Source organism: Streptomyces sp. AC602_WCS936, from assembly GCF_019049125.1.
In the GTDB taxonomy this organism is placed as follows: Bacteria; Actinomycetota; Actinomycetes; order Streptomycetales; family Streptomycetaceae; genus Streptomyces.
Window position 1 is genome coordinate 246,694 of record NZ_JAGMUF010000129.1, and the last position, 26,717, is coordinate 273,410.

General features: G+C 71.2%; 25 protein-coding genes. 4 read left to right on the top strand and 21 right to left on the bottom strand.

The window, feature by feature from the left end; genetic code table 11:
* Positions 1-338 precede the first annotated feature (338 nt).
* Positions 339-1,307: a LysR family transcriptional regulator gene (locus KUM03_RS35950; protein WP_254400351.1), complete on the bottom strand. Its 969-nt coding sequence runs from the start codon at positions 1,305-1,307 to the stop codon at positions 339-341.
* 70 nt (positions 1,308-1,377) lie between these two features.
* On the opposite strand from KUM03_RS35950, the gene KUM03_RS35955 reads away from it, so the two are divergent.
* Positions 1,378-2,541, top strand: a complete 1,164-nt coding sequence (locus KUM03_RS35955) for a TDT family transporter (RefSeq protein ID WP_217254744.1) — start codon at positions 1,378-1,380, stop codon at positions 2,539-2,541.
* Here KUM03_RS35955 and KUM03_RS35960 read toward each other — a convergent pair.
* From KUM03_RS35960 to KUM03_RS35975, 4 genes are all read right to left on the bottom strand, one after another.
* On the bottom strand, positions 2,468-3,187 hold the full coding sequence (locus tag KUM03_RS35960) for a helical backbone metal receptor (RefSeq protein ID WP_217254745.1): 720 nt from the start codon (positions 3,185-3,187) through the stop codon (positions 2,468-2,470). The two genes, KUM03_RS35955 and KUM03_RS35960, sit on opposite strands and share 74 nt — an antisense overlap.
* Positions 3,184-3,753 carry a helix-turn-helix domain-containing protein gene (locus KUM03_RS35965; RefSeq protein ID WP_217254746.1) on the bottom strand — a complete coding sequence of 190 codons (570 nt, stop codon included), beginning with the start codon at positions 3,751-3,753 and terminating at the stop codon, positions 3,184-3,186. The genes KUM03_RS35960 and KUM03_RS35965 overlap by 4 nt, the downstream gene beginning before the upstream one ends.
* Before the next feature lie 373 nt (positions 3,754-4,126).
* Entirely contained in the window at positions 4,127-6,745 is a 2,619-nt protein-coding gene (locus KUM03_RS35970; RefSeq protein WP_217254747.1) for an ABC transporter permease/substrate binding protein, read from the bottom strand.
* Positions 6,738-7,829 carry a glycine betaine/L-proline ABC transporter ATP-binding protein gene (locus KUM03_RS35975; protein WP_217254748.1) on the bottom strand — a complete coding sequence of 364 codons (1,092 nt, stop codon included), beginning with the start codon at positions 7,827-7,829 and terminating at the stop codon, positions 6,738-6,740. Before KUM03_RS35975 ends, KUM03_RS35970 begins: the two co-directional genes overlap by 8 nt.
* A gap of 242 nt (positions 7,830-8,071) precedes the next feature.
* On the opposite strand from KUM03_RS35975, the gene KUM03_RS35980 reads away from it, so the two are divergent.
* Together KUM03_RS35980 and KUM03_RS35985 are read left to right on the top strand one after the other, a co-directional pair.
* The gene (locus KUM03_RS35980) at positions 8,072-8,977 is read left to right on the top strand and encodes a 5'-3' exonuclease (RefSeq protein ID WP_217254787.1); all 906 of its coding nucleotides are present in this window, start codon (positions 8,072-8,074) and stop codon (positions 8,975-8,977) included.
* 183 nt (positions 8,978-9,160) lie between these two features.
* Positions 9,161-10,006 (top strand): siderophore-interacting protein, encoded by an 846-nt coding sequence (locus KUM03_RS35985; protein ID WP_217254749.1) that lies wholly within the window; start codon positions 9,161-9,163, stop codon positions 10,004-10,006.
* 46 nt (positions 10,007-10,052) lie between these two features.
* Here the strand turns inward: KUM03_RS35985 and KUM03_RS35990 are convergent, their stop codons facing one another.
* The gene (locus KUM03_RS35990; RefSeq protein ID WP_217254750.1) at positions 10,053-10,634 is read right to left on the bottom strand and encodes a GNAT family N-acetyltransferase; all 582 of its coding nucleotides are present in this window, start codon (positions 10,632-10,634) and stop codon (positions 10,053-10,055) included.
* Positions 10,635-10,694: 60 nt separating this feature from the next.
* On the opposite strand from KUM03_RS35990, the gene KUM03_RS35995 reads away from it, so the two are divergent.
* The gene (locus KUM03_RS35995; protein ID WP_217254751.1) at positions 10,695-11,687 is read left to right on the top strand and encodes an RluA family pseudouridine synthase; all 993 of its coding nucleotides are present in this window, start codon (positions 10,695-10,697) and stop codon (positions 11,685-11,687) included.
* Here KUM03_RS35995 and KUM03_RS36000 read toward each other — a convergent pair.
* The 15 genes from KUM03_RS36000 to pafA form a co-directional block, all read right to left on the bottom strand.
* A complete protein-coding gene (locus KUM03_RS36000) occupies positions 11,681-13,237 on the bottom strand; it encodes a cytochrome P450 (RefSeq protein ID WP_217254752.1) in 1,557 nt (518 codons plus the stop codon). The genes KUM03_RS35995 and KUM03_RS36000 overlap by 7 nt on opposite strands.
* Before the next feature lie 54 nt (positions 13,238-13,291).
* Positions 13,292-13,912, bottom strand: a complete 621-nt coding sequence (locus KUM03_RS36005) for an ATP/GTP-binding protein (protein ID WP_217254753.1) — start codon at positions 13,910-13,912, stop codon at positions 13,292-13,294.
* Positions 13,893-14,306: a DUF742 domain-containing protein gene (locus tag KUM03_RS36010; protein WP_073730929.1), complete on the bottom strand. Its 414-nt coding sequence runs from the start codon at positions 14,304-14,306 to the stop codon at positions 13,893-13,895. Before KUM03_RS36010 ends, KUM03_RS36005 begins: the two co-directional genes overlap by 20 nt.
* Positions 14,303-14,680 (bottom strand): roadblock/LC7 domain-containing protein, encoded by a 378-nt coding sequence (locus KUM03_RS36015; protein ID WP_254400407.1) that lies wholly within the window; start codon positions 14,678-14,680, stop codon positions 14,303-14,305. The genes KUM03_RS36010 and KUM03_RS36015 overlap by 4 nt, the downstream gene beginning before the upstream one ends.
* A gap of 26 nt (positions 14,681-14,706) precedes the next feature.
* Positions 14,707-16,326, bottom strand: coding sequence for a sensor histidine kinase KdpD (locus tag KUM03_RS36020; RefSeq protein WP_217254754.1), 1,620 nt, complete (start codon positions 16,324-16,326; stop codon positions 14,707-14,709).
* Between the two features lie 330 nt (positions 16,327-16,656).
* Positions 16,657-19,509 (bottom strand): RNA helicase, encoded by a 2,853-nt coding sequence (locus KUM03_RS36025; RefSeq protein WP_217254788.1) that lies wholly within the window; start codon positions 19,507-19,509, stop codon positions 16,657-16,659.
* 68 nt (positions 19,510-19,577) lie between these two features.
* Positions 19,578-20,528, bottom strand: coding sequence for a twin-arginine translocase subunit TatC (tatC, locus tag KUM03_RS36030; protein WP_217254755.1), 951 nt, complete (start codon positions 20,526-20,528; stop codon positions 19,578-19,580).
* Between the two features lie 47 nt (positions 20,529-20,575).
* The gene (gene tatA, locus KUM03_RS36035) at positions 20,576-20,863 is read right to left on the bottom strand and encodes a Sec-independent protein translocase subunit TatA (protein ID WP_073730934.1); all 288 of its coding nucleotides are present in this window, start codon (positions 20,861-20,863) and stop codon (positions 20,576-20,578) included.
* A gap of 226 nt (positions 20,864-21,089) precedes the next feature.
* On the bottom strand, positions 21,090-21,284 hold the full coding sequence (locus KUM03_RS36040; RefSeq protein WP_217254756.1) for a hypothetical protein: 195 nt from the start codon (positions 21,282-21,284) through the stop codon (positions 21,090-21,092).
* 10 nt (positions 21,285-21,294) lie between these two features.
* Positions 21,295-21,555 (bottom strand): hypothetical protein, encoded by a 261-nt coding sequence (locus KUM03_RS36045; protein ID WP_073731081.1) that lies wholly within the window; start codon positions 21,553-21,555, stop codon positions 21,295-21,297.
* A 29-nt stretch (positions 21,556-21,584) separates the two neighbouring features.
* Entirely contained in the window at positions 21,585-22,637 is a 1,053-nt protein-coding gene (locus KUM03_RS36050; protein WP_217254757.1) for a YafY family protein, read from the bottom strand.
* A gap of 18 nt (positions 22,638-22,655) precedes the next feature.
* Positions 22,656-23,609 (bottom strand): YafY family protein, encoded by a 954-nt coding sequence (locus KUM03_RS36055; protein WP_217254758.1) that lies wholly within the window; start codon positions 23,607-23,609, stop codon positions 22,656-22,658.
* 154 nt (positions 23,610-23,763) lie between these two features.
* Positions 23,764-24,135 carry an FKBP-type peptidyl-prolyl cis-trans isomerase gene (locus tag KUM03_RS36060; protein ID WP_217254759.1) on the bottom strand — a complete coding sequence of 124 codons (372 nt, stop codon included), beginning with the start codon at positions 24,133-24,135 and terminating at the stop codon, positions 23,764-23,766.
* Between the two features lie 60 nt (positions 24,136-24,195).
* Complete coding sequence (locus KUM03_RS36065; RefSeq protein ID WP_217254790.1) at positions 24,196-25,197, bottom strand: FKBP-type peptidyl-prolyl cis-trans isomerase; 1,002 nt, start codon at positions 25,195-25,197, stop codon at positions 24,196-24,198.
* 158 nt (positions 25,198-25,355) lie between these two features.
* Positions 25,356-26,717, bottom strand: coding sequence for a Pup--protein ligase (pafA, locus tag KUM03_RS36070; protein WP_217254760.1), 1,362 nt, complete (start codon positions 26,715-26,717; stop codon positions 25,356-25,358).

Sequence of the window (26,717 nt, forward strand, 5' to 3'; positions counted from 1 at the left end):
CCGGCGCCGGGCGTCCCGGGGGCCGTCATCCCCCGACATGGCGCACGCGACCCGCCCTCCCGGCCTGCGGGCGGGCGGGCGGCGGGAAGGGGCGCCTCGATCCATCGCCGCCCGCAGGCCGTGCCCTCCGCCCGCGACAGGAGCCGTCGAACCGGCCGGGCGAAGATCGAGCGACTCGGAACGAGGGCCGGGCGCGTACCGGGCCGGTCAGCCGCCGACGCGGCGTACGCGGCCCGTCCGCCACTCCGCCGCACGCCGGCCCCGCGGTGGCGAGGCGGCGAGGCAGCGCGAGGGGCCCCCGATCACCACCGGTCCGTCACCGCCGCGGCCCGCGCCCCCTACGCCCGGGTCAGGGACAGGAGCTGCCGGGCCGGGCCGGTCGGGCGGTGGCCCGTGGGCCATACCGCGCGCAGGTCGCGGGCCAGGGCGACGTCCGCGACCGGGACGCTGACCAGGCGCCGGGTGGACAGCTCCTCGCCGACGGCGAGTTCGCTCAGGACGGAGGGGCCGGCGCCGCTCACGGCGGCGGCCTTCACCGCGGTGGTCGACGAGAGTTCGATCAGGGGGCGGGCCAGGCCGCCCAGGGCCGCGTCCAGGACCTGCCGGGTGCCCGAGCCCTTTTCTCGCAGGATCAGCGGGGTCGCCGCCAGTTCCGCCGCCTGGAGCGGGCGCCTGCGCCGGGTCCACGGGTGGCCCGGTGCCGCCACGACGATCAGCCGGTCGTGGGCGATGACCGCGGAGTCGAGGCCCGCCGGGACGCTCACCCCCTCCACGAAGCCCAGGTCGGCCTCGCCGGCCAGCAACCGCTCCGCCACCGCCGTCGAGTTCCCGGCGAGCAGCGACACCGCGGTGTCCGGCAGCTGGGTGCGCAGCGCGACCAGCCAGCCCGGCAGCAGGTACTCGGCGATCGTCATGCTCGCCGCCACCCGCAGCCGCGAGTCCCGCCGGTCCCGCAGGGCCTGCGCACCCGCGTCGAACGCCTCGGCCGCCTCCACGATCCGGCGCGCCCAGTCCGTGACCAGCGCGCCGGCGTCGGTGAGCCGGGAGCCGCGGGGCGACCGGTCCACCAGCGCGACGCCCAGCTGCCGTTCCATCGAGCGGACTCGGCTGCTGGCGGCGGGCTGGGTGATGCCCAGCTCGCGCGCCGCCCCGCCGAGACTGCCGAGCCGTGCCACGGCCAGGAGCAGCTCCAGCGCCCCGAGATCCGGTACCCGGTGCGCCAGTGAGCCCGCCACGTGCCGGCCCCGTACGTCGTGCCCGCCCTCCGCGTCGCCCGTACCGTTCGTACCGCCCGCACTGCTGCTCATAACCCCAGCTTATGCCCTCATAGGGACATGGTCCCTGGTCAGAGGCTTCGGCCCCCGGGACCGTGGACGCATGGTCACCGCAGCCCAGCCCTTGTCACCCTCACCCGTCTCCGCCCCGCCCCGGCGGGTCCCGGCCGTCCGTCACCTCGGGCCCAACTGGTACGCCTGCGTCATGGGCACCGCCATCGTCGGCACCGCGGGAGCCGCGCTCCCCTGGCAGGTGCCCGGGCTGCGGGCCGTCTGCACCGCCGTCTGGGCCCTGTCGCTCGCGCTGCTGGCGGTCCTGCTGGTGGCCCGGTCCCTGCACTGGCTGCACCACCGCGACCAGGCCCGCGCCCATCTGCTCGACCCGGCGGCGGCCTCCTTCTACGGCTGCCTGGCGATGGCGCTGCTGGCCGTCGGCGGCGGCGCCGTGACCGTCGGCCGGGACTGGATCGGCACCTCGGCCGCGGTGGCCCTGGACACCGTGCTGTTCACCGCCGGTACGGTCGTCGGGCTGGCGGCGGCCGTCGCCGTGCCCTACCTGATGGCCGTACGGCACCGGATAGAACCGGGGCAGGCCAGTCCGGTGTGGCTGCTGCCGCTGGTCGCGCCGATGGTGTCCGCGGCCGTGGGGCCGCTGCTCGTGCCGCACCTCCCGCCGGGACAGCCCCGCGAGACGCTGCTGCTCGCCTGCGTCGCGATGTTCGGGGTGAGTCTGCTCGCGACCCTGGTGACCCTGCCGGTGATCTTCGGCCGGCTGCTCACCGGCGGACCGCTGCCGCTCGCGCTCACCCCGTCGCTGTTCCTGGTACTCGGCCCGCTCGGGCAGTCGACCACCGCCGTGGGGAAGTTCGCGGACGTGGCCCCCGGGGTCGTCCCGGGACCGTACGCCGAGGGCTTCGGGGTGCTCGCCGTCCTGTACGGCGTGCCGGTGATGGGCTTCGCGCTGATGTGGCTGTGTCTCGCCGTCGCCCACGTGGTGCGGGCACGGCGGGAGGGCATGGGCTTCTCGATGACCTGGTGGTCGTTCACCTTCCCGGTGGGCACCTGTGTCACCGGCGCCGAGGCGCTGGCCCGGCACACGGGGCTCGCCGCCTACGACGTGCTCGCCGTCGTCCTGTACGGCGTCCTCGTCGCCGCCTGGGCCGTCGCCGCCGTGCACACCGCGCGGGGCCTGTTCAGCGGCGTGCTGCTCGCAGGGCCGCGCCCAGCACCCGGGGCGCCTTCGCCAGCGACGGCCCGTACCACGTGAGGTACCGCCCGTCGACGAGGGCGCAGGGCAGGCCGGGGAAGGCCTCCGGGCCGTCGTCGGCGGTGAAGCGGTAGGGCTCGTCCGGCAGGACCACCAGGTCCGGGCGGGCCGCCCGCAGTTCGTCGACCGGGACCTTCGGGTAGCGCTCGGAGTGGGAGGCGTACAGGTGGTCGACGCCGAGGCGGGCCAGTACGTCGCCCGCGAAGGTGTCGCGGCCCAGCACCATCCAGGGCCTGCGCCAGATCGGTACGACGGCCGTGGTGCGCCGCTCGGGGCGGGGCGGGGCGGTCCAGGCGGCCTCCGCCTCGTCCAGCCACCGGGGACGGGACGGCGCCCCGCAGGCGGTCAGCACGCGGGCCAGTTCGGTGAAGGCCTGCGGGACCGTGCGCACCTCGGTCACCAGCACCTCGACGCCCGCCGCGCGCAGGACGTCCACATCCGGGGCGCGGTTCTCCTCCTCGTTGGCGATCACCAGGTCGGGGGCGAGGGCGAGGACGCGGTCGGTCTTCGGGTTCTTGGTGCCGCCGACGCGGACGACGTCGAGGCCGGCCGGGTGACTGCACCAGTCGGTGGCTCCGGCCAGGGCGCCCGGAACCGTACGGGCCACCGCCTCGGTCAGCGACGGCACCAGCGAGACCACCCTCACCGGCGGGGCCCCTCCCGTACCGCCTCGATGTGCTCGGCGACGGCGACCACGATCAGCCGGGTGTCGGGCACCGTGGCCCGCCAGCGGTGCCGCACCCCACCGGTCAGGTACAGCGTGTCGCCGCGCCCGAGCCGGTAGGCACGGCCCTCGGCCTCGATCTCCACGGCGCCCTCGGCGACGAACATCAACTGGTCGTTGCGGTATTGCAGTTCCCGGCCCGCGTCGTGGTCGCCGGTGAACTCCGAGGCGTGCATCTGGTGGTGCCCGCGCACCAGCGAGCGCACCCTGGGTGCCAGTTCGGGGTCGGGGTCCTCGGCGCGGACCACGTCCACGCTGCAGGCGGGGTCGGCGGCGGCGAGCAGTTCGACGGCGGTGGTGCGCAGGGCGTCGGCCACCTTCTCCAGGGAGCTCTGGCTGGGCCGGGCCCGGTCGTTCTCGATCTGGCTCAGGAAGGGCACGGACAGGCCGCTGCGCTCGGAGACGACGGCGAGGGTGAGTTCGAGGGTCCGGCGCCGCCGCCGTACGGCCGCGCCCACCCGAAGCTGCTGCTCTTTGTGGTCGCCCATCGCTCCGGCTCCCTCCTCCGCCCGTCGCCGTATCCCTGATGAGTTCTCTGCACCCTACGCATGTTCGGCAAACCGTTTCACGCGGCCGTCACATCGACGTCACGGTGCGGTGGCCGCGACCTCACGTTTCTCGCCATCCCAGAGCCTCCCGACAGCGGTGCCGGACGCCTTACCGGTTCAAGGTCCGGACGGTCCCGCGTGTTCCCGCCAGTCCCTCACGTCCCGGTCGAGTGCGGCTCGGGCGGTGGGTTGGCGCTCCGTGGTTGACCGAATCCTTACCGTGCGCCGACCGCACACGTCAAAGGGGTGGGCCCGGGACGCGTCTTCGAATCGAAGCGTGTCCCGGGCCCACCCGGCGGCCGGTACGGTCGTGCTACTGCGGGGTCATCCGGCCGACCATGTCCGGGTGCTCTTCGAGCCACGCGGCCACGGCTTCCTCCTCGTTCCCCTGGCCGCGGTTCTTGATCTCCGCCTCCAGGGTGCCGAGCTCGTCCTCGCTCATGCGGAAGTTCTTGATCCACTCGGTGAGCTGCGGGTACTGCTCGGGGAAGGCCTTGCTGGAGATGGTGTGGATCGTGTTGTTCTCGCCGAAGGACTTCTTCGGGTCCTTCAGCTTGGTCAGCTCGTACTCGCTGTACGCCCAGTGCGGGGACCAGAGCGTGACCGCGACCGGCTCCTTCTTCGCCAGCGCGCGCTTGAGCTCGGCCAGCATCGCCGGGGTGGAGCCGTCGACGACCTCGTACTCGTCCTGGAGTCCGTAGGCCGGCAGGACGTCGTTCTTGACCAGCTGCATCTGACCGGTGCCGGGCTCGATGCCGATGATCTTCCCGTCGAAGAGGTCGGCCTTGCCCTTGAGGTCCGCGAGGGACTTGACGTCCTTCACGTACGAGGGGACGGCGATCTCCAGGGAGGTCGGTTCGTACCAGGTGCCCAGGTCGGTGAGGTTGTTCTTGTGCTTGTCCCAGTAGTTCTTCTGGGCGTGGGGCAGCCAGGCGTCGAAGTTGAGGTCCAGGTCACCGGAGGCGAGTCCGGTGTAGACCGGGCCGACGTCCATCTGCTTCAGGTTCAGCTTGTAGCCGCGCCGCTCCAGGACGTTCTTCCACAGGTAGGTGACGGCGACGTCCTCTTCCCACGGGAACCAGGCGACGTCCAGCGGACGCTTGGCCTCGGCCGGGGTGGCGCCGGAGCCGCCCTGGACCGGGGCGAGCTTGTCGACGACGCCCGGGTTGGACTTCAGCCAGGTGCGCACGGCGTCCTGCTGGTTGCCCTTGCCGGCCTTGTTGATCTCGGCCTCGAGGCTGGTGAGCTGCTTCTCCGTCATGGAGAAGTTCTTGAGCCACTCGGTGACGACCGGGTTGTCGTCCGAGAAGCCCTTGCGGGACAGCGTGTGCACGCCGTCGCCCTTGCCCCAGGAGCCCTTCGGGTCCTTGAGCTTCTTCAGGTCGTAGTCGTTGTACGCCCAGTGCGGCGACCAGAGCGTGACGACGATCGGTTCCTTCTTGCTGTAGGCCCGCTTCAGCTCGGCCAGCATCGCCGGCGTGGAGCTGTCGACGACCTTGTACTCCTTGTCGAGGCCGTACTCCTTGAGCACCTTGCTCTTGAGCAGGTTCATCTCACCGGCGCTGGGCTCGATACCGGTGATCTTCCCGCCGAAGAGGTCGGCCTTGCCCTTGAGGTCCTCCATGGAGTCGATGTCCTCCATGTAGGCCGGGACGGTCAGCTCCAGCGACGTCTCGTCGTACCAGGAGCCGAGGTCCTCCAGCTGCTTGCCGTACTTCTTCCAGTACTGCTCGTGGGTCGTCGGCAGCCAGGAGTCGGTCTGGAAGTCGATGTTGCCCTGCGCCAGCGCGGTGTAGAGCGGGCCGGCCTCGAACTGCTTGGCCTCGACCTCGAAGCCGCGCTGCTCCAGGATCTCCTTCCACAGGTAGGTGGAGGCGACGCCCTCGTCCCAGGGGATGTAGCCGATGGAGATCTTCTTGCCCGCGCCGACGTTCTTGCCGCCGGCCACCGTCTCGGACTTCTCGCCGCTGCCGCCGAAGACGCCCATGCCGCCGGCCACCAGGCCGAGGATGACGATGCCGATCACGGCGACCTGCGGCTGGGGGCGGTAGGACCAGATCTTCAGGCCCTTGGCGGCGCGGGCCTTGGCGGCGGCGCGGCGGCCCAGGGGCGAGACGTGCGTGCCCAGCGCGCTGGTCATGCGGTCCAGGTAGATCGCCAGGATGACGATGGCGACACCGGCCTCGGCGCCGAGGCCGACGTTGAGCTGGCCGATGGACTCCATGACGTCGCCGCCGAGGCCGCCGGTGCCGACCATGCCGGCGATCGCGGCCATGGACAGGCCGAGCATGATGACCTGGTTGACGCCCGCCATCACCGTGGGCAGCGCGAGCGGGAGCTGGACCCGCAGCAGGGTGTTGCGGGGGGTGGTACCGAAGGCCTCGGCGGCCTCGACCAGTTCCTTGTCGACCTGGCGGATGCCCAGCTCGGTCATGCGCACGCCGGGGGCGAGCGCGAAGATCAGGGTGGCCACGATGCCCGGGGCGGAGCCGGTCCCGAAGAACAGGATCGCCGGGATGAGGTAGATCATCGCGGGCAGCGTCTGCATGAAGTCCAGGCCCGGCCGGACGACCGCGCTGACCCGGTCGGAGCGGGCCGCCCAGATGCCCACCGGTACCGAGACCACCAGGGCGATGATCGTGGCGACCAGCAGGAGCGCCAGGGTCACCATCGCGTTCTCCCACAGACCCATGGAGTCGATGAAGGCGAACCCGGCGAAGGAGAGGACACCGGCGAGCGCACCACGCAGCCAGAAGGCCAGCACGGCGAAGATGCCGGCGAGCAGCAGCGGCTCGGGGGCCTGGAGGACGGCGTTGATGCCGTCGTAGGCGCCGGTGAAGATGTTCTTGAGGAAGGTGAAGAGCCAGGAGACGTTGTCGAGGAGCCAGTCGACGGCGCTGTTGACCCAGTCACCGAGAGGAATCCTAGGCACGGGTCATCACCTTCTCGCCGCCCTTGTCCCGCGGGGTGTCGCAGACGCCGGGAACCGTGTCCTCGTCGCCGAGGAAGCCGACGAGACGCCGGGCCGGGACCACGCCCACCAGCCGGCGGTCACCGTCGAGCACGGCCACCGAGTGGGGCACGCGGGCGCTGATCGCGCACAGTTCCGCGAACGGGGTGTCGGGCGTGGCGGTCTCGCAGCCGCAGTCGGCCTCGTCGCCGCGCAGCTCCGTCTCCATGACGGCGCGCGCGGTGAGCACGCGGGAGCGGTCGACGTCCTGGGTGAAGGAGGCGACGTAGTCGTTGGCGGGACGTATCAGGATGTCCTGCGCGGTGCCTATCTGCACGATCTCGCCGTCGCGCATGACGGCGATGCGGTCGCCCAGGCGCATGGCCTCGTTGAGGTCGTGGGTGATGAAGACGATGGTCTTCTTCAAGGTCTTCTGCAGGTCGAGCAGCTGGTCCTGCATGTCGCGGCGGATCAGCGGGTCGAGGGCGCTGAAGGACTCGTCCATCAGCAGCAGGTCGGCGTCCGTGGCGAGCGCGCGGGCCAGACCCACACGCTGCTGCATACCGCCGGACAGCTCGTCCGGCCAGGACTTCTCCCAGCCGGCCAGGCCGCACAGGGCGAGCGCCTCGTCGGCGCGGCGTTCGCGCTCGGCGCGGGGCACGCCCTGCACTTCAAGACCGTAGGCGGCGTTGTCACGGACGCTGCGGTGCGGGAAGAGCGCGAAGTGCTGGAAGACCATGCTGATCTTCTTGGAACGGACCTCGCGCAGCTCGCGGTCGCTGAGCTCGGTGAGGTCCTGGCCGCCGTAGCGGACATGTCCGGCGGTCGGCTCCGACAGACCGTTGAGCATGCGCAGCAGCGTGGACTTGCCGGACCCGGACAGGCCCATGACCACGAAGATCTCGCCGGGTTCCACGGTGAAGGACGCGTCGATGACGGCGGCCGTGGTTCCGTCGGCGCGCAGTTCCTCCCGGTCTGCTGCCCCCTTGCGCAGTCGTTCGACTGCCTGGTCCGGTTTCCTGCCGAAGACCTTGTACAGGTTCTCGGCCTCTAGCCTGGCTGACACGCTTACCTCTTGGATCGGGGGCAGGGACAGGGTCGTGAAAACTCGCTCATGCGCAGACTCGTCGAGCGAGGAATCGTCGATACGAAGACTCGCTAACAGTTGAATGCATCAACCAGCTTCGGCCCGGCTGCGCGCCTGCCCTGATCTTTATGGGTCAAACATTTGAGTGACCCAGTTCACACGCCCTCCATCGATCGCCCACACTCCCTGCGGCATGATTGCGAGGCGTGACCGGACGACTGATGCTCCTCGACACCGCCTCCCTCTACTTCCGCGCCTACTTCGGCGTGCCGGACTCCGTGAAGGCACCCGACGGCACACCCGTGAACGCCGTGCGCGGACTCCTCGACTTCATCGACCGCCTGGTGAAGGACCACCGGCCCGACCACCTGGTCGCCTGCATGGACGCCGACTGGCGACCGGAGTGGCGGGTGGAACTGATCCCCACCTACAAGGCGCACCGCGTCGCCGAGGAGCAGGCGTCGGGCCCCGACACCGAGGAGGTCCCCGACACGCTCTCGCCGCAGGTCCCGGTCATCGAGGCCGTCCTCGACGCGCTCGGCATCGCCCGCGTCGGCGTGGCGGAGTACGAGGCGGACGACGTCATCGGCACCTACACCGCGCGGGCGACGGGCCCGGTCGACATCGTCACCGGCGACCGGGACCTCTACCAGCTCGTGGACGACGCGCGGGGCGTGCGCGTGCTGTACCCCCTCAAGGGCGTCGGCACCCTCGCGCTCACCGACGAGGCCGCGCTGCGGGAGAAGTACGGCGTCGACGGGCGCGGGTACGCCGATCTGGCGCTGCTGCGGGGCGACCCGAGCGACGGCCTGCCGGGCGTGGCGGGCATCGGCGAGAAGACGGCGGCCAAGCTGCTCGCCGAGTTCGGGGACCTGGCCGGGATCCAGGCCGCGGTCGACGACCCCCGGGCGAAGCTCACGCCCTCGCAGCGCAAGCGCCTGACCGAGGCGAAGCCGTATCTCGCCGTCGCCCCGAGGGTCGTCCGGGTCGCCGACGACGTGCCGCTGCCGGACGTCGACACCGCGCTGCCGCGCACGCCCCGGGACACCGCGGCGCTGGACGAGCTGGCGGCGCGCTGGGGGCTGGGCGGCTCGCTGCAGCGGCTGCTGGCGACACTCACGGCCTGAGCAGTGCCGTACGGGCAGGCAAGGCTCGCCCGGTGAATCGGGGCTCCGAGGAGGGGAAGCCGTAACCTGCGCGCGGGGGGGCGTCGTGGAGCTCTTCGTCCATGACGCGGCAAGCGAGGCAGGGATGCTAACTTAGGTAAACCTAACTCAGGGAACCCCCACGCAGGGAGCAGGGAGGCCGTCATGGCAGACCGTCCGGGACGCAAACCGCGCAAGCCGCACACCGCGCAGGTGGTGCGCACCGAGCGGCTCACCCCGCACATGCAGCGCGTGGTGCTCGGCGGCGGGGAACTGTCCGCCTTCTCGGCGGACACCTGCACCGACCACTACGTGAAGCTGCTGTTCCCGGCCGAGGGCGTGACCTACCCCGAGCCCTTCGACATGGAACGCGTCCGCGAGGAGTTCCCGCGCGAGCACTGGCCGGTGACCCGGACCTACACGGTGCGCCAGTGGGACGCCGAGCACCGCGAGCTGACGCTGGACTTCGTGATCCACGGCGACGAGGGACTGGCCGGGCCCTGGGCCAAGCGCGTCCAGCCGGGCGAGACCGTTCGCTTCCTGGGCCCCGGCGGTGCCTACGCCCCCGACCCCGCCGCCGACTGGCACCTGCTCGCCGGTGACGAGAGCGCGCTGCCCGCGATCGCCCGGTCCCTGGAGGCGCTGCCCGACGGTGCCCGCGCCTTCGCCTTCATCGAGGTCGACGGCCCCCAGGAGGAGCAGAAGATCGACTCCGACGTGGAGGTGGTCTGGCTGCACCGCGACGGCCGTCCGGTGGGCCGGGCCCTGGTCGAGGCCGTGCGCGGCCTGGACTTCCCCGAGGGCCGGGTGCACGCCTTCGTGCACGGCGAGGCGGCCTGCGTGAAGGAACTGCGCAAGCTCCTGCGGGTTGAGCGCGGCATCGCCCGCGAGGACCTCTCCATCTCCGGGTACTGGCGCCTCGGCCACAACGAGGACGGCTGGCAGGCCTCGAAGCCGGAGTGGAACGCCCGCATCGAGGCCGAGCAGGAGGGCACCGCCTCGGCGGCGTAGTGCTCCTGGCGGCGGGCCGGGAGTACGCCGGGCCCCGGGGCTCCGCTCAGTCGCCGCGTATCCGCGCGTGCAGGTGCATGTCGTGCCAGCCGTCGGCGTGCAGCAGGGCGCTGCGCTTGGTGCCCTCCAGGGCGAAGCCCGCCTTGGCGGCCACCCGGCAGGAGGCCTCGTTGGCGAGGGCGTGGGACAGTTCCAGACGCTGGAAGCCGATGTCGTCCAGGGCCCAGCGGGCCAGCGTCCGCGTGGCGCGGGCGGCGACGCCACGGCCGCGGGCCGCCGCCGTGGTCCAGTAGGCGACCTCGGCGACCCCGTCGCCCAACTCCACCTGCCGCAGCGCCACCCGGCCCAGCAGCCGGTCGCCGGCCCCGTCGGCGACGGCCCACTGAACGTTCCGCTCCTGCTCCCAGCCTCGCTGCCACTCGGCGATCCAGCCGCGCACCTCCTCCTCGGAGTCGGCGGCGCGGATGTGCCACTGGTGCATCACCGGGTCCTGGAAGGCCGCGTGGACGGCGGGCGCGTCCGCCGTGCGCCACGGGCGCAGCAGCAGCCCGTCGCCGGTGGGGAGCGTGGGCTGCGGGGTACGGGAGAGGGTCCCCGGGGGCAGGACCGGGCTCGTCAGGTAGGGCATGGCCGCATCCTGCCAACGGGTGCGGCCGGCGGCCCAGTGGATTTCGTACGCTGGCAGGCGATGAGACGCCGCACCGCTCCCCCGCCCTCACCCCTCCCCCAGCGCGACGGGGTCGACGCGGTGCGGGTGCGGTTGCCCGCGGACGGGCCGTGGGCCACGGTGCGGGAGCACCTGACGCAGCGGCTGTCCGGTGCGGGACCGGGGGTCGTCGACGGCATGTTCGCGAGCGGGCTGTTCGTGGGCGCGGACGGGCGGCCGGTGCCGGACGACGCCCCGTACGAAGGCGGGATGTACGTGTGGTTCCACCGGGAGCTGCCCGCCGAGGTGCCGGTGCCGTTCCCGCTGGTGACCGTGTACCGCGACGAGCACATCGTCGTCGTCGACAAGCCGCACTTCCTGGCCACCACCCCGCGCGGCGGCCACGTCACCGAGACCGCGCTCGCCCGGCTCCGCCGCGAGCTGGACGTCCCGTCCCTCGGCGCCGCGCACCGCCTGGACCGGCTCACCGCGGGACTGGTCCTGTTCACGGTGCGCCCCGAGGAGCGCGGCGCGTACCAGGGCCTGTTCCGCGACCGGCTGGTGCGCAAGGCGTACGAGGCCGTCGCCCCGTACGACCCCGCGCTCGCCCTGCCCCGGACCGTACGCAGCCGCATCCTGAAGGAACGCGGTGTCCTGGCCGCCCGGGAGGTCGATGGCGAGCCGAACGCGGTGAGCCGCGTGGAGCTGATCGAGCACCACCCGGCCGGCGGCCCCGGCCCCGACCGCGGGCTGGGCAGATACCGGCTGGTGCCCCGCACCGGGCAGACCCACCAGCTGCGCGTCCACATGAACGCGCTCGGCCTGCCGATCCTCGGCGACCCCCTCTACCCCGAGGTCGCGCCGCCCGTGCCGCCCGGCGACTTCCGGCGCCCGCTGCAACTGCTGGCACGGGAGCTGGCGTTCACCGATCCGGTCACCGGGCGGGAGCACCTGTTCCGCAGCGCCCGGTCCCTGGGCGCCTGGACGGCGTACGACGACTGGGCGGCGTACGCCGGCGGGCCAGGGCGTCAGTAGCCGCGCCACCAGAGCAGGAAGCGCTGCCAGGCGCCGCGCGGACGGGGCGGTTGTGGTGCGGGCCCCGGCTGGGGCTGCGCGGCCGTGAACGACACGGGCTCCGGCGGCCGCACGGGGACCTCGGGTTCGGGCCGCTCCTCCCGGCGGGGCATGCCGATGTGCCAGTCGGTCCGCTCCGCGGCGCCCGGGGCGTGGCTCGGCTGCGACCTGATGTCCTGCTGCGCCTTGGGCTCGAACCGCACCGGCAGCTCCACCAGGTGCCGGGAAGCGATGGACGACCGCCACCTCAGGTCGTCCTCGTCGCAGGCGAGCTGGACGTCGGGCAGCCGCATCAGCAGCGCGTCGATGCCGGCGTCGGCGATGGCCCGTCCGATGTCCTGGCCGGGGCACTCGTGCGGGCCGCCGCCGAAGGCCAGGTGCGCGCGGTTGCCCTGCATGCTCGCCTCCAGGTCGGGGCGGATGCGCGGGTCGACGTTGCCGGGCGCGATGCCCAGCAGCAGCCCGTCGCCCGCACGGATGCGCTGCCCGCCCAGCTCGGTGTCCTGCTTGGCGAAGTAGGCGAAGACAGTGCTGAACGGCGGCTCGTCCCACAGGGACTGCTCGACCGCCTCGAACACCGGCATCTGGCCACCGCTGAGCTGGGCGCGGAAGCCGGGGTGGGTGAGAACCACGCGCAGTACGTTGCTGATGAGGTTGACGGTCGCCTCGTACGCCGCGAGGAGCACCAGCCGCAGGTGCTCCCTCACCTCGTCGTCGGTGAGCCCCGCCGGGTGGCTGACGAGCCGTCCGGCGATGTCGTCCCCGGGACGGGCCCGGCGCTCGGCGGCGAGCCGGCCCAGGACGTCCATGAGGTGGGCGTGGCTGGCCAGCGCGGTCTCGGTGCCCTTGAGGGCATCCCGCGCCGCCTCCACCATCCGGTCGTTGTACGCGTCCGGCATGCCGAGGAGGTGGCACATCACGCCCATCGGCAGGTGCTCGGCGAACTGGCCGACCAGATCGGCGCGGCCCTCCTCGCAGAACCTGTTGACGAGGCGCTGGGTGTACCGCTTGATGTGGCGGCGCAGCTCCCGGTAGTTGATGTCGGACATGGTGCTGGTGACCGCGCCGCGCAGCCGCTTGTGCTCCTCGCCCTCGGCGTGCGAGCAGATGGGCTGCCAGGCGATGTGCGGCATGAGCGGATGGTCGGGCTTGACCATGCCCTCGTTGAGCGGGGTCCAGATGCGGCTGTCCCGGCAGAACTGGGCGGGCGTGCTCACCATGTGCAGGTTCTCGGCGTGCCCGAGGACCACCCACATCGGTACGTCGTCGTGGAGCAGCGCCGGTGCCACCGGCCCGTGCTGCTCGCGCAGCTTCTCGTACAGCTCCTCCAGGTCCTCCGCCTCGTGCAGCCGGTGGAGTCCGCCCGGTCCGAGGCTGCCCGGTCCGGGGCTGCCCGGTCCGGGGGTGCCCGGTCCGGGGGTGCCCGGTCCGAGTCCGTGCGCGGGGCAGCCGGGCGGTGGTTCGAGCAGGGGTTCGCCCGCTGAGGCGGGGGCGTGGCGTTCAGGCGTCACAGTGTCGCTCCGCAAGAAAAGGGTGTGGGCCGGGGGTCGGCCGGCCTCGACGGGTCAGGTGAGCGCGCCCTTCATGGCGAGGGAGTGCAGGAAGCGCATCAGGGTCAGCAGGACGTCCCGGCTGGAGGCGCGGCGCCGTACGTCGCAGTCGAGGATGGGGATCTCCTCGGACAGGTCGAGCGCGGTGCGCAGCTCCGCCAGGGGGTAGCGGGGGGCGTCCGGGAAGGAGTTGACGGCGACGACGAAGGGCACGCCGCGCTCCTCCAGCCGGCCCATGACGTCGAAGCTGACCTCCAGGCGGCGGGTGTCGACGAGGACGACCGCGCCGAGGGCCCCCTCGAACAGCCCGTTCCACAGGAACCAGAAGCGTTCCTGGCCGGGTGTGCCGAAGAGGTACAGCACCAGTTCGTCGGTGATGCTGATGCGGCCGAAGTCCATGGCCACCGTGGTGGCGGTCTTGGAGGCGGAGCCGTAGTTGTCGTCGACGCCGATGCCGGCCTGGGTCATCGTCTCCTCGGTGGTCAGCGGTCTGATCTCGCTGACCGAACCGACCATGGTGGTCTTGCCGACCCCGAAGCCGCCCACGATGACGATCTTCACGGCGGCCTCGGCCGTGTGCGGCAGCCGGTCCTCCGTCCGTGGGCCCGGGATCGTATCAGAGTCTTTGAAGTCCATGCATCACCGCTTCGAGGAGGTTTCGGTCGGCGACCTTCTGGCGGACGATCGGGGCGCGGGCCTGCACCAGTTCCTTCGCCAGCAGGTCGGTGAGCAGCACGGTCAGCACGCTGAACGGCAGGCTCAGGTAGGCCGACAGCTCGGCCGCGGACAGGGGCGCGACGCACAGCCGCAGCACGGCCGCCTGTTCCGGGGTGGCGGACACCGGCGGCTCGGCGCGGGCCACGATCAGCGTCACCAGGTCGATGTCGGCGCGCTCGCCGGCGTCGTCCCCGCCGATGACGAACAGCCGCTCGGGGTTGCGGTTCTCGCCTTCCTTGGCCGGGCCGGAGGCGGGTAACGAGGCGGGGGGCTGCTGCCCCGGGGATCGCCGCTGGCGCTGGGGAGGAGTCATACGGTCTGCCCGTTGCGCCTGGCGGGACTCGTCAGGTGGGGGCCGATCCGGGCCACCAGGTCCGCCATGCTCAGGCCCATCCGGCCGGGCTCGCAGCAGACGTCGGAGAGCACGGCGAGGTAGGCGTTGGGGCCGGCGGCCATCAGGTAGAAGTAGCCGCCGTTCATCTCGATCAGGACCATCTTCATGTCGCCGTCGCTGGTCGGGATCTCCTGCGCGACCGCGCCCGCCAGGCTCTGCAGGCCCGCGCAGGCGGCGGCGACCCGGTCGGCGGCGTCCGGATCACCGGAGTAGCGGGCGATGCGCAGGCCGTCGGCGGACAGCACCACGATCATCTCGATGCCCGGAACACCGTCGTAGAGATCCTTGAGCATCCAGTCGAACTTGCCTTGCTGCTCGATCACTTGAGGTTCCCCTCGTCGTCGGCCGGGGCGTGGGCCGGCTCACTGCTGCTGGACTGCTGGTGGGCCTGGGTGATGCCCGGGTACTGCTTGAGGCCCTCCCAGAAGGCGCCGATCCAGTGACCCGGCGGGAGTTCCTCGGTCTTCTCCGGTTCGGGTTCCGGGGCGGGCGCCGGGATGCCGTTGCGGGCCCGCTCGGCGGCGAGGCGGGCCTCGCGCTCGGCGTCCTCCCGCTCCCACTTCGCCTGTTCGGCCAGGCGCTGGCTGAGCGGCATCTTGACCCGGCTGCGGCGCTGCGGCAGGCCGCCCGCCGTCCACTCGGTGACCTCCGGCACGTCGTCCTCGAAGGAGACGCCCGCCGGGATGCGGGGGCTGGTGGGACGGCGCTTCTTGGGCTTGCGCTCGGGGCCGGGGAGCACGTCCGGGCCGGGGGTGCCGATGGCGGTGGCGCCGATGCCGTGGGCGAGGCCGACGCCGGGCTCGGTGGTCATCATCTTGCTGGGCACGATGAGGATGGCCCGGACCCCGCCGTACGCCGAGGCGCGCAGCGCGACGTCCATGCCGAACTGGGTGCACAGCCGGCCGACGACGGACAGGCCCAGGCGCGGGTGCTGGGCGAGGTCCTGTACGTCGGTGCCACGCTTGGCGTCCTCCAGCAGGCCCTCGATGCGGGCGCGGGACTCCTCGCTGAGGCTGACGCCGGCGTCCTCGATCTCGATGCAGACGCCGCTCTGCACCTCGGTCGCGGTGACGTGCACCTTGGCGCCGGGCGGCGAGTAGCGGGTGGCGTTGTCGAGGAGTTCCGCCGCGGCGTGGATGACCGGCTCGACGGAGGTTCCCTTGATGTTGACCTTGGCGATGGAGGCCAGGTTGATCCGGCCGTACTGCAGGATGCGGGACATCGCGCCGCGCAGCACGCTGTAGAGGGCGACCGGTTCGGGCCACTGGCGGCCGGGCCGGCCGCCGCCGATGACGGAGATCGAGTCGGCGAGGCGGCCGATCAGCGCCGTGCCGTGGTCGATGCGCAGCAGGTCGTCGAAGACCTCGGGGTTGCGCCCGTGGTCCTCCTCCATCTCGCGGAGTTCCTTGTTCTGCTGGTGGACGATGGCCTGGACGCGGCGGGCGATGTCGACGAAGGAGCGCTCGGCGGACTCACGCATGGAGTCCTCGTGGTCGACCATGTCGCACACCATGCGGATCAGCTTGCGCTGGGGCTCGCCGAGTTCGGCGTAGGAGGGGTCCAGCTCGCCGATGCGGCGCATCACCTCGTGGGGCGTGTGCCCCCGGCGCATGAAGTGCAGCGCGTTGGGGATGACTTCGCCGCCGAGCCGGACCATCTCGTCGTAGTGGCTCGCGGCCCGGCGTTCCAGATACGCGCTGTTACGGGCGTGCTCCTCGCGCATCACCCGCATCTCACGGCCGCGGCGCACCACTTCGGCGCCCGCGAGGCTCACCAGCAGTGTGGCGAGGGCGCCGCACAGGCCGACGGCGAGCCGGGCCGGTTCCGTCACGAGGGCGACGGCGGCCCCGGTGGCCGCGGCCATCAGTATGGCCGGCAGCAACAGCGTGCGCGCGTAGGGAAGTTCGCGGCGCCCTGGAGGGGAATCAACACTCACCATGTAGGCCCTCTGAAAACGAATCGGCGGGGATGGGGGAGCTTGCGGTGGGGTATCTCTGGGAGTTGTCGGGATCTTCGGCGCGTTAGGAACAAACGCGCGATTTCACCTCAACTCGGTGCGCTGCGGGCGAGCTTAGTCCGAGCGGATCATCGCCGTGTCATATTCAGCAAGCGCCTGAAACGGGTGCGGGGGCTGGAGTAACCTCGGACCCATTTACACGGGGAGAGATCATTCGAACACGCGCTGTAATTGGGTGCGGGTGTACGGAACCCACGACGCACAGAGGCCCGGCGGTGCAACCGCCGGGCCTCTGTGACTTGACTGTGTGGGCTAGCCCACCGACGAGTAGGCGACCACTCCGCGCAGCAGCTCATCGACCGCCTTGCGCGCGTTCTTCGGGACCGTCGATCCCTCACCCGGCGCGGCGGCCGCGATCTGGCCGAGGACGTCGATGACCTGCTTGCACCAGCGCACGAAGTCGCCGGCCGGCATCTCCGCCTCGCGCAGCACCTCGTCGAGGCCCTTGCCGGAGGCCCACACGTACGCGGCCCAGGCGAAGCCGAGGTCGGGTTCGCGCTGGCCGACACCCTCGGTCTGGCGGATCCGGAACTCCTCCTCCAGGGCGTCGAGCCGGCCCCAGATGCGGACGGTCTCGCCGAGCGCGGCCTTGGCCTTGCCCGAGGGCACCTTGGGGGCCATCGCGTCGTCGGCGACCCGGGACTCGTAGACCAGCGCCGAGACGCAGGCGGCGAGCTCGGCCGGGGACAGCCCCTCCCAGACGCCCTCGCGCAGGCACTCGCTGGCCAGCAGGTCCAGCTCGCCGTAGAGCCGCGCGAGGCGCTTGCCGTGCTCGGTGACCTCGTCGCCGCGCAGGTAGTCCATCTCCGTCAGCAGCGCCACGATCCGGTCGAAGGTGCGGGCGATGGTGTTCGTCCGGCCCTCGATGCGGCGCTCCAGCTGCGAGGTGTCGCGCAGCAGCCGGTGGTAGCGCTCGGCCCAGCGGGCGTGGTCCTCGCGGTCCTCGCAACCGTGGCAGGGGTGCGCGCGCAGCGCCTTGCGCAGCCGCGCGATCTCCCGGTCGTCGGCGGCCTGGGAGCGCTTCTTGCGGGCCCGCTCCGGCGGGATGTGCCCGGCCTTGGTCCGCAGCGCGGAGGCGAGGTCGCGGCGGGACTGGGGCGAGCGCGGGTTGAAGGACTTCGGGATGCGCATCCGCTCCAAGGCCTCGACCGGCACCGGGAAGTCCATCGACGCGAGCCGCTTGACCTGCCGCTCGGCGGTGAGCACCAGAGGGCGGGGCCCGTCGTGGTGCTCGAAGCCGCGGTGACCGTTGGACCGCCCGGCGGGCAGGCCCGGGTCGAGGACCAGGGCGAGGCCCGCGTACTTGCCCGTCGGCACGTGGATGACGTCGCCCGGCTTCAGCTTCTCCAGCGCCACGGCGGCCTCGGCGCGCCGCTGGTTGGCGCCCTGCCGGGCCAGTTCGTTCTCCCGGTCCTTCAGCTCGCGGCGCAGCCGCGCGTACTCCTCGAAGTCCCCGAGGTGGCAGGTCATGGAGGCCTTGTAGCCCTCCAGGCCCTCCTCGTTGCGCTGCACCTGCCGGGAGATGCCGACGACCGACTTGTCCGCCTGGAACTGCGCGAAGGAGGTCTCCAGCAGCTCCCGGGAGCGGTGCCGGCCGAACTGCTCGACCAGGTTGACCGCCATGTTGTACGACGGCCGGAAGCTCGAACGGAGCGGGTACGTGCGCGTGCCGGCGAGCCCGGCGAGGTGCTCGGGGTTCATGCCGCGCTGCCACAGCACCACGGCGTGGCCCTCGACGTCGATGCCGCGTCGGCCGGCCCGGCCGGTGAGCTGGGTGTACTCGCCGGGGGTGATGTCGGCGTGCTGCTCGCCGTTCCACTTGACGAGCTTCTCCAGGACCACCGAGCGGGCGGGCATGTTGATGCCGAGGGCGAGGGTCTCCGTCGCGAAGACGGCCTTGACCAGCCCGCGGACGAACAGCTCCTCGACGACCTCCTTGAAGGTCGGCAGCATGCCCGCGTGGTGGGCGGCGATACCCCGCTCCAGGCCCTCCAGCCACTCGTAGTACCCGAGGACGTGCAGGTCCTCGGTGGGGATGGAGGCGGTGCGCTCCTCGACCAGGGCGCGGACCCTGTGCCGCGCCTCCTCGTCGTTGAGCCGCAGCCCGGCGTACAGGCACTGCTGCACGGCGGCCTCGCAGGCGGCCCGGCTGAAGATGAAGGTGATCGCGGGCAGCAGCCCCTCGGCGTCGAGCCGCTCTATGACCTCGGGGCGGCCGGGCGTCCACATCCGCGAACGCTGCCTGCGCTCCCGCTCGCGGTCGGCCTCCCGCATGTTTCGGCCGCGCCGCCGGTCCTGGTACGAGGGGCGGCTGGCCTCCAGGCGGGCCATGCGCGTGAGGTCGGGGTTGACGGCCTTCTTGTGGCCTTCGCCCTCCTCGAACAGGTCGTACATCCGGCGTCCGGCCAGCACGTGCTGGAACAGCGGCACGGGCCGGTGCTCGGAGACGATCACCTGGGTGTCGCCGCGCACGGTGTCGAGCCAGTCGCCGAACTCCTCCGCGTTGGACACGGTGGCCGAGAGTGACACCAGGGTCACGGACTCGGGGAGGTGGATGATCACTTCCTCCCAGACGGCGCCGCGGAAGCGGTCGGAGAGGTAGTGCACCTCGTCCATGACCACGTACCCGAGGCCCAGGAGGGTCTGCGAGCCCGCGTACAGCATGTTCCGCAGGACCTCGGTGGTCATCACGACCACCGGGGCGTCGGAGTTCACGCTGTTGTCGCCGGTGAGCAGGCCCACCTTGTCCGCGCCGTAGCGGCGGCACAGGTCGGCGTACTTCTGGTTCGACAGCGCCTTGATGGGTGTCGTGTAGAAGCACTTCTTGCCCTGCTGGAGGGCGAGGTGGACGGCGAACTCGCCGACGATCGTCTTGCCCGAACCGGTGGGCGCGGCCACCAGCACGCCCTTGCCGGTCTCGAGTGCCTGGCAGGCCTCGATCTGGAAGGGGTCGAGGCCGAAGTCGTACATCTCGCGGAACGAAGCGAGCGCGGTGGCCTGCTCGACAGCGCGTCGCCGCGCTGCCGCATACCGCTCGGCCGGGGAGAGATCCTCTGTCATCGTGCTTTCGAGCGTACCGGGCCGCACTGACAACAGGACGATCATTATCGGGATCGGCTCCGTGAGGCCCTTCCCGGGGGCGGCGACGCGTGCCGTCACCGCCCCGGTGTGCCTCAGGTCACGTCGTCGTAGCCGTTGACCCGGTCCTTCGTGGCCTGCTCGGGCAGGGCGCGGGCGGTGGTCACGGGTTCGATCTCGCCGATGTCGTCGGGCGTGAGGTCCAGCTCGGACGCCTCGTCGTCGTCGGGCTCAAGGGCCTCGCGGCGGGCCCTTCGGCGGTCGTTCAGCAGGGAGATGGTGACCGCGGCGAAGTACAGGATCCAGATCGGTCCGGCCAGCATGACCATCGTCAGGGGGTCGGTGCTCGGCGTGGCGATGGCCGCGAACAGCGTGATGCCCATGATCATGGCGCGCCACCAACCGAGCATCCGCTTGCCGGTCAGCACTCCGGTGAGATTGAGCATGACCAGCAGCAGGGGCAGCTCGAACGAGAGACCGAAAACGATCACCATGCGGGTGACGAGGTCGAGCAGCTCGTCCAGCGGCAGCAGGTTGTCGACGTTGCTCGGCGTGAACTCGATCAGCACCTTCGCCGAGGTGGGCAGCACCGCGTAGGCGAAGTAGGCACCGATGAGGAAGAGCGGCGCGCCGGTGGCGACGAACGCGTAGGCGTACTTCTTCTCGCTCTTGTGCAGGCCCGGGGCGACGAACGCCCACAGCTGGTAGAGCCAGACCGGGGAGGCCAGCACGATGCCGGCCGTCAGGGACACCTTCAGAGCCAGGGTGAAGGGGCCGAGCAGACCGTTGAGGGTGATCTGCGCACACGGCTCCGAGCCGGCCTCCGACTGGGCCAGCTCCGCGAACGTCTTCTCACAGCCGATCGACTCGAGGATCGGCTCCGTGAGGACGTTGATGATCTCCTCGTAGAAGAAGGCGGCGACGACGGTGACGGCGACGATGGCCAGCAGGGCCTTCGCGAGCCGGTTGCGGAGCTCACGAAGGTGCTCCGCGAGGGGCATCCGCCCCTCGGGGTCCCTCTCCTTGTTGCGGGCAGACTTCAGCAACCCACGTTCCCATCTCGTGCGGCGGGCCGGAGGTCACCGGCCCTGCGTCAGCGCTTGGTCGTGTCCGTCGGCTCTGTGACCGGCCGGGAGCTGGTCACGTCGCCGGGGGCGGCCTGGATGGTGCGCTTCGCCGCGGACTGCTCGGGGTTCGGCGGATCTGCCGGAGCGGAGTCGTCGGACTTGCTCTCGCTCTTCATCGCCTTGGCCTCGCTCTTGAGGATGCGGGCGGACTTGCCCAGCGAGCGCGCCATGTCCGGAAGCTTCTTCGCGCCGAACAGCAGGATGATGACGACGAGGATGAGAATGATCTCGGGGGCGCCGAGCCTTCCGAACATAAGTCTTTACCTTCTCACCGAGGCGGCTGGGTGGGGGTGCTGTCCGACCGGTCGGACATACGTCCGATCGATCGTCTTGTGCAGCGATCGTAACGCTCAGGGGTGAACGTGAGGCAATCCCCGTGCGTACTCCCGTCCGCGGCCGGGCCTCGTTTTCCGGTCCGCGACGAGCAGCGTACCTTCAGCGACCTGTGAGGTGACAGGGCGAAGTGCCCCGAAACGCGGGTCACAGCGCGTCCACGGCGCGGCCGGCGCTCTCGGTCGCGCGTTCCAGGTCCTCCGCGGCCCGACTGATGCGGTGGGCCGAGTCCGTCACCTGCCGCCCCAGGCGCTGCGCCTCCACGAACACCTTCACGGCGAGCACCGCGAGCACGGCGAGAGACACAAAACCCACGGCAACCGCGAACATCGGCCAGAACATGACGTCGAGCCTAGACCGTGGAGTGCAGCCGAAGGGTCCTGACCCCGCCGCCCGTGAGCAGCTCCACGACCCGCTCCCCCGCCGGCTTGCGCACGGCGGAGCCGCACTCGGGGCACGTGAACGAGTAGAACGTGGTGCGGCTCGTGGCGCCGATCGCCAGACGCAGGGCGCTCGCGGCGAGTTCGAACCGGCCGCGGCAGTCCGGGCAGCCGGCCTTGAACACGACCGGCGGGACGCGTCTCATGCCGGCGAACGCGGTCGCCGCCGTCATGCCCGGCGCACCCGGCCCTACGGAGTCGCTCACAGTTCTCGCTCCCGCCCCTCGCGCTCGTGCCGTCCCCCGCCCGTACCGCGGGGCGCCCCGGCCGCCTCGATCCCGTCGTACGCCGCCAGCGCCTCGCGGGCCGCCTGCCGGGCGCTGCCGGCGAGCTGGGGCGGCGAGACGATCCGGCCGTCGCGCCCCAGCCGCAGCGCCAGCCGCCGCAGCGAGGCCGGGTCGGGCGTGCGCAGGGTGATACGCAGTCCGCCGTCGGGGAGTTCATCGGCGCTGTCGTGCGGGTAGTACTCGGCGACCCAGCGTCCGCCGGGGCCGACCTCGATCACGACCTCCGGGTCCTCGGCGGCGGGCTGCACCAGTCCTTCCGACAGGTCCCGCAGCTCCACCTCGGGCGGCGCGGACGGCTCGTCCAGGATGCGGATCTCGGCGACCCGGTCGAGCCGGAAGGTGCGCCGCGCCTCGGAGCGGCGGCACCAGGCCTCCACATAGGTGTGGCCGACGCTGACCAGGCGGATGGGGTCGATCTCGCGCTCGGTGACCTCGTCGCGGGCCGGCGAGTAGTAGCGGATCCACAGGCGGCGGCGCTCGGAGATCGCCCGGTCGACGTCGGCGAAGACGCCGCCCTCGGACTCGAAGGTGACGGACAGGCGGGAGCTGGCGCCCGCGGCCTCGCCGGCCGAGGTCTCCACCTTGGCGGTCGCCCGCAGCAGCGCCTGCCGGTCGCTCTCCCGCAGCCCCGGCAGGGTCGCCACGGCCCGGGCGGCCACCAGCAGCGCGGTCGCCTCGTCGGCGGCCAGCCGCAGCGGCTCGGCGGCGTCCGCGCCCAGGGCGGCCGGATTGTGCCACCAGATGCGCTCGCCGTCGGTGTCGATGTCCAGGAGGTCGCCGCCGCGGAAACTGGTGCCGCACATCGGCAGCACGTCGAGGTCGGAGACCAGCTCGTCCTCGGTGATGCCGAAGGCGCGCGCCACGTCCTCGACCCGGGCGCCGGGGCGCTCGCGCAGATACGTCACCAAGGACAGCATCCGCCGGGTCTGGTCGATGGCGTTCACGGGCCTGACCGGTTTGCCTGCCACTGTGTTGTCCGCTCCCCCTCAGCCCTTGGCCACGGCACGCAGCCGGTCCACCACGTCCGCGCGCAGCTCCGCCGGCTCCAGCACCACCACGTCCGGCCCGAACTCCACCAGCCAGGCGTCCAGGCCGTGCCCGTACGGAATCTGCAACTCCTCCCAGCCGTCACCGAGTTCCCGCACCACGGTCGCCTTCGCCCGAAGGGGGTAACCGGCGCCCGTGCGCAGCCGGATCAGCGCGGAACGGTCGGCCGTCTCCCCCGCCCAGCTCGCGACCGTCTCGCGGACGGTGACGACGTCGGGCACGGGGGCGGTGAACCGCGCCCCGCGCGAGCGCACCTTCCCCGTGATCCGGGACAGCCTGAAGACCCGCTCCGCACCGCGGTCCCGGTCGAAACCGGCCAGGTACCAGTGGCCGCGCCAGCATTCCAGCGCCCACGGCTCCACATGCCGGGACTCGGGCTGCGCCGCGTTGGCCTTGCGGTAGTCGAAGACGACCGGACGGCGGTCGCGGCAGGCCAGCATCAGCGGCTCGAAGGCCGCCTCGTGCACCGGGATACGGGGCTCCAGCGCGCTGTGCGCCTCGTACGGGTCGACGTCCTCGGGCAGACCGGCCGCGCGCAGCTTCTGCAGGGCGCCGCTGGCGGCACCGGCGAGGCGGGCCTGCTGCCACACCTTGGCGGCGAGCCCCAGCGCGGCGGCCTCCTCGGCGTCCAGGGTGATCGGCGGCAGACGGTTGCTGTCGCGGCGGGCCAGGTAGCCGACCTCGCCGTCGAGGCTCTCGACGGTCTCGATGACCAGGCCGAGTTCCCTGAGGTCGTCCTTGTCCCGCTCGAACATGCGGTTGAAGGAGTCGTCGGAGCCCGCCTCCAGATAGGCCTCGATGGACTGGCGCAGCTCACGCTTGCTGAGTGGCCGCCGCGTCCCCAGCAGACACAGCGCCAGGTTCATCAGCCGCTCGGCCTTGGCAATGGCCATCGACGCCCTTCTCCCTATGGTGCTTACGACGGATGACCGTACCGCCCCGCGGCGGCCCCGCAAAAGCCGAGGGCCCATGCCCGGACAGGCATGGACCCCAGGTGACCGGCTCTGATCGCGCTCCGCTCGGAGTTCGATCAGACTCCGAGTTCGATCAGACTCCGAGCAGATCGACCACGAAGATCAGCGTCGAGCCGGGCGGGATCGCCGGGGTCGGGCTCTGGTCCCCGTAGGCGAGGTGGGCCGGGACGGTCAGCTGGCGACGGCCGCCGACCTTCATGCCCTGCACGCCCCGGTCCCAGCCCGCGATGACGCGGCCGCCACCGAGCGGGAAGCGGAACGGCGTACCGCGGTTCCAGCTGGCGTCGAACTCCTCGCCCGTGCTGAAGGTCACGCCCACGTAGTGGACGGTCACGGTCTGACCGGCCTCGGCAACCGGGCCGTCGCCCTCCCAGATGTCCTTGATCTCGAGGTCCGCCGGGGGCTCGCCGCCCGGGAAGTCGACCTCGGGCTTGTCGATGCTCACGTGTTCAGCTCCTGCTTGTCTGCGGAAAGGCAACGTCCCCAAGTCTTACATCCCGGGGCGTCACATCTTCGCGAGGATGTCCACGGAGAACACCAGCGTGGAGTCCTTCTCGATGCCGCTGCCCTGCGGCGGGTTGTCGCCGTAGCCCAGGTCCGGCGGGATGACGATGAGGACGCGGCTGCCGACCTTCTTGCCGGTCAGGCCCTGCGCCCAGCCCTTGACGACCTGCTGCAGCGAGAACGACGTCAGCTGCTTCCTGCCGTACGTCGAGTCGAACTCCTTGCCGCCGTCCCACACCACGCCCTTGTACTGCACGAGCACGCTGTCCTGGGCGCCGACCTCCGCGCCGTCGCCCTCCAGGACGTACTCGGCGACGAGCTTCTTCGGCGCGTCGGCCTTCGGCACCTCGATGGAGGGCGCCTTGCCGTCGGTGTTGGTGCCGACCTTGGGCAGCGCGGCGTCGTCCTGCGGGACCTCCTTGCCCTTGGCGGAGCTCTTGGCGTTGAACGTGTCCTGCACGTCCACGACGAAGACCAGCGTGTCGTCGCCCTTGATGCCCGCCTGCTCGTTGCCCTGCTCGCCGTACCCGTAGGCCGGCGGCACGGAGAACTGGACGCGGCTGCCGGTCTTCTTGCCCGCCAGCGCGTACCGCCAGCCGTCGATGATGCTGCCCTGGGCGAGCTGGATGATCAGGGGCGTCTTGCGGTCGTAGGAGTTGTCGAAGACCTTGGCGCTCGTCCAGACCTGGCCCAGGTAGTTCGCCGACACAAAGTCGTTCTCCGCGACGGCCTTGCCGCCGCCGGCGATGACCGTCTTCACCGCGAGGTCTTTGGAGGGGTCCCCGCTGCCCTTGGCGACGGTCGGCTTCTCGTCGAACTTGGTCCCCGCGGTGATCGCCGGCAGCGGGCCGTCGACGATCTTCGGGGGCGGCGGCGCCGACGTGCCCGACGCCTGAGGCGTCGCGCTGTCGCCCGCGCTGCTCGAGCCGGAGTCTTCGTCACCGCAAGCGGCGAGCGTGACCAGTCCGGCGGGGACGGCGATGAGGAGTGAGCGTCGGCGCACGGTGGGGGCCTCGTATCGGTGTCGGTCGGTGTTCATGTCATGAATGGCGTGCGCGCAACTCTACGGCGTGAGAAGGGCACCGTACGGCTAACGTACGGTGCCCGTGTGACGTTCCGCCCTTTCACGGGAGAAACATCCGTCTCACCCTTCCGCCGGGCTCACATCCCGGCGATCAGCTTCTCCACCCGGTCGTCCACCGAACGGAACGGGTCCTTGCACAACACCGTGCGTTGCGCCTGGTCGTTGAGCTTGAGATGGACCCAGTCGACGGTGAAGTCCCGGCGCTGCTCCTGAGCACGCCGGATGAAGTCACCACGCAGCCGCGCCCGAGTGGTCTGCGGCGGCACCGACTTGCCCTCGAAGATCTTCAGGTCGTTGGCGACCCGGGCGGCCTGCCCCTTCTTCTCCAGCAGGTAGTACAGACCACGACGGCGGTGGATGTCGTGGTAGGCGAGATCTATCTGCGCGACCCGCGGATGCGACATGGTCATGTTGTGCTTGGCCCGGTACCGCTCCAGGAGCTTGTACTTCATGACCCAGTCGATCTCGGTGTCGATACGGTCGAGGTCCTCGGTCTCGATCGCCTCCAGCGTGCGACCCCACAGCTCCAACACCCGCTCGACCGTGCCCGTGCGGATGCCGCGGCGCTCGCAGAAGTCCACCGCCTTCTCGTAGTACTCCCGCTGCACCTCCAGGGCGGACGCCTCCCGGCCACTGGCCAGGCGCACCTTGCGGCGGCCGGTGATGTCGTGACTGACCTCGCGGATCGCCCGGATCGGGTTCTCCAGGGTCAGGTCGCGCATCACCGTGCCCGCCTCGATCATCCGCAGCACCAGGTCGGTGGCACCGACCTTGAGCAGCATCGTCGTCTCGGACATGTTCGAGTCGCCCACGATGACGTGCAGGCGCCGGTAACGCTCGGCGTCGGCGTGCGGCTCGTCGCGCGTGTTGATGATGGGCCGGGAGCGGGTGGTCGCCGAGGAGACACCCTCCCAGATGTGCTCGGCCCGCTGGCTCACGCAGTACACCGCACCGCGCGGCGTCTGCAGCACCTTGCCGGCACCGCAGAGCAACTGCCTCGTCACCAGGAACGGGATGAGGATGTCCGCGAGCCGCGAGAACTCCCCGTGCCGGGCCACGAGGTAATTCTCGTGACAGCCGTAGGAGTTGCCGGCGGAGTCGGTGTTGTTCTTGAAGAGGTAGACGTCGCCCGCGATTCCCTCCTCGTGCAGGCGTCGTTCGGCGTCCACCAGGAGTCCTTCGAGAATGCGCTCGCCCGCCTTGTCGTGGGTGACGAGTTCGATCACGTTGTCACATTCGGGTGTGGCGTATTCCGGATGCGATCCCACGTCGAGATAGAGGCGGGCCCCGTTGCGCAGAAAGACATTGCTGCTGCGGCCCCATGACACGACACGGCGGAAGAGGTACCGCGCCACCTCGTCAGGCGACAGGCGGCGCTGTCCCCTGAACGTGCACGTGACGCCGTACTCGTTCTCCAGCCCGAAAATGCGGCGGTCCAT

What these genes read in the sequence shown, in the direction of transcription:
- KUM03_RS35950 (WP_254400351.1), bottom strand. Translation starts at nt 1,307, where the DNA reads ATGAGCAGCAGTGCGGGCGGTACGAACGGTACGGGCGACGCGGAGGGC.
- KUM03_RS35955 (WP_217254744.1), top strand. Translation starts at nt 1,378, where the DNA reads ATGGTCACCGCAGCCCAGCCCTTGTCACCCTCACCCGTCTCCGCCCCG.
- KUM03_RS35965 (WP_217254746.1), bottom strand. Translation starts at nt 3,753, where the DNA reads ATGGGCGACCACAAAGAGCAGCAGCTTCGGGTGGGCGCGGCCGTACGG.
- KUM03_RS35980 (WP_217254787.1), top strand. Translation starts at nt 8,072, where the DNA reads ATGCTCCTCGACACCGCCTCCCTCTACTTCCGCGCCTACTTCGGCGTG.
- KUM03_RS35985 (WP_217254749.1), top strand. Translation starts at nt 9,161, where the DNA reads ATGGCAGACCGTCCGGGACGCAAACCGCGCAAGCCGCACACCGCGCAG.
- KUM03_RS35990 (WP_217254750.1), bottom strand. Translation starts at nt 10,634, where the DNA reads ATGCCCTACCTGACGAGCCCGGTCCTGCCCCCGGGGACCCTCTCCCGT.
- KUM03_RS35995 (WP_217254751.1), top strand. Translation starts at nt 10,695, where the DNA reads ATGAGACGCCGCACCGCTCCCCCGCCCTCACCCCTCCCCCAGCGCGAC.
- KUM03_RS36005 (WP_217254753.1), bottom strand. Translation starts at nt 13,912, where the DNA reads ATGGACTTCAAAGACTCTGATACGATCCCGGGCCCACGGACGGAGGAC.
- KUM03_RS36010 (WP_073730929.1), bottom strand. Translation starts at nt 14,306, where the DNA reads ATGACTCCTCCCCAGCGCCAGCGGCGATCCCCGGGGCAGCAGCCCCCC.
- KUM03_RS36015 (WP_254400407.1), bottom strand. Translation starts at nt 14,680, where the DNA reads ATGCTCAAGGATCTCTACGACGGTGTTCCGGGCATCGAGATGATCGTG.
- KUM03_RS36020 (WP_217254754.1), bottom strand. Translation starts at nt 16,326, where the DNA reads ATGGTGAGTGTTGATTCCCCTCCAGGGCGCCGCGAACTTCCCTACGCG.
- KUM03_RS36025 (WP_217254788.1), bottom strand. Translation starts at nt 19,509, where the DNA reads ATGATCGTCCTGTTGTCAGTGCGGCCCGGTACGCTCGAAAGCACGATG.
- tatA (WP_073730934.1), bottom strand. Translation starts at nt 20,863, where the DNA reads ATGTTCGGAAGGCTCGGCGCCCCCGAGATCATTCTCATCCTCGTCGTC.
- KUM03_RS36040 (WP_217254756.1), bottom strand. Translation starts at nt 21,284, where the DNA reads ATGTTCTGGCCGATGTTCGCGGTTGCCGTGGGTTTTGTGTCTCTCGCC.
- KUM03_RS36045 (WP_073731081.1), bottom strand. Translation starts at nt 21,555, where the DNA reads ATGACGGCGGCGACCGCGTTCGCCGGCATGAGACGCGTCCCGCCGGTC.
- KUM03_RS36055 (WP_217254758.1), bottom strand. Translation starts at nt 23,609, where the DNA reads ATGGCCATTGCCAAGGCCGAGCGGCTGATGAACCTGGCGCTGTGTCTG.
- pafA (WP_217254760.1), bottom strand. Translation starts at nt 26,717, where the DNA reads ATGGACCGCCGCATTTTCGGGCTGGAGAACGAGTACGGCGTCACGTGC.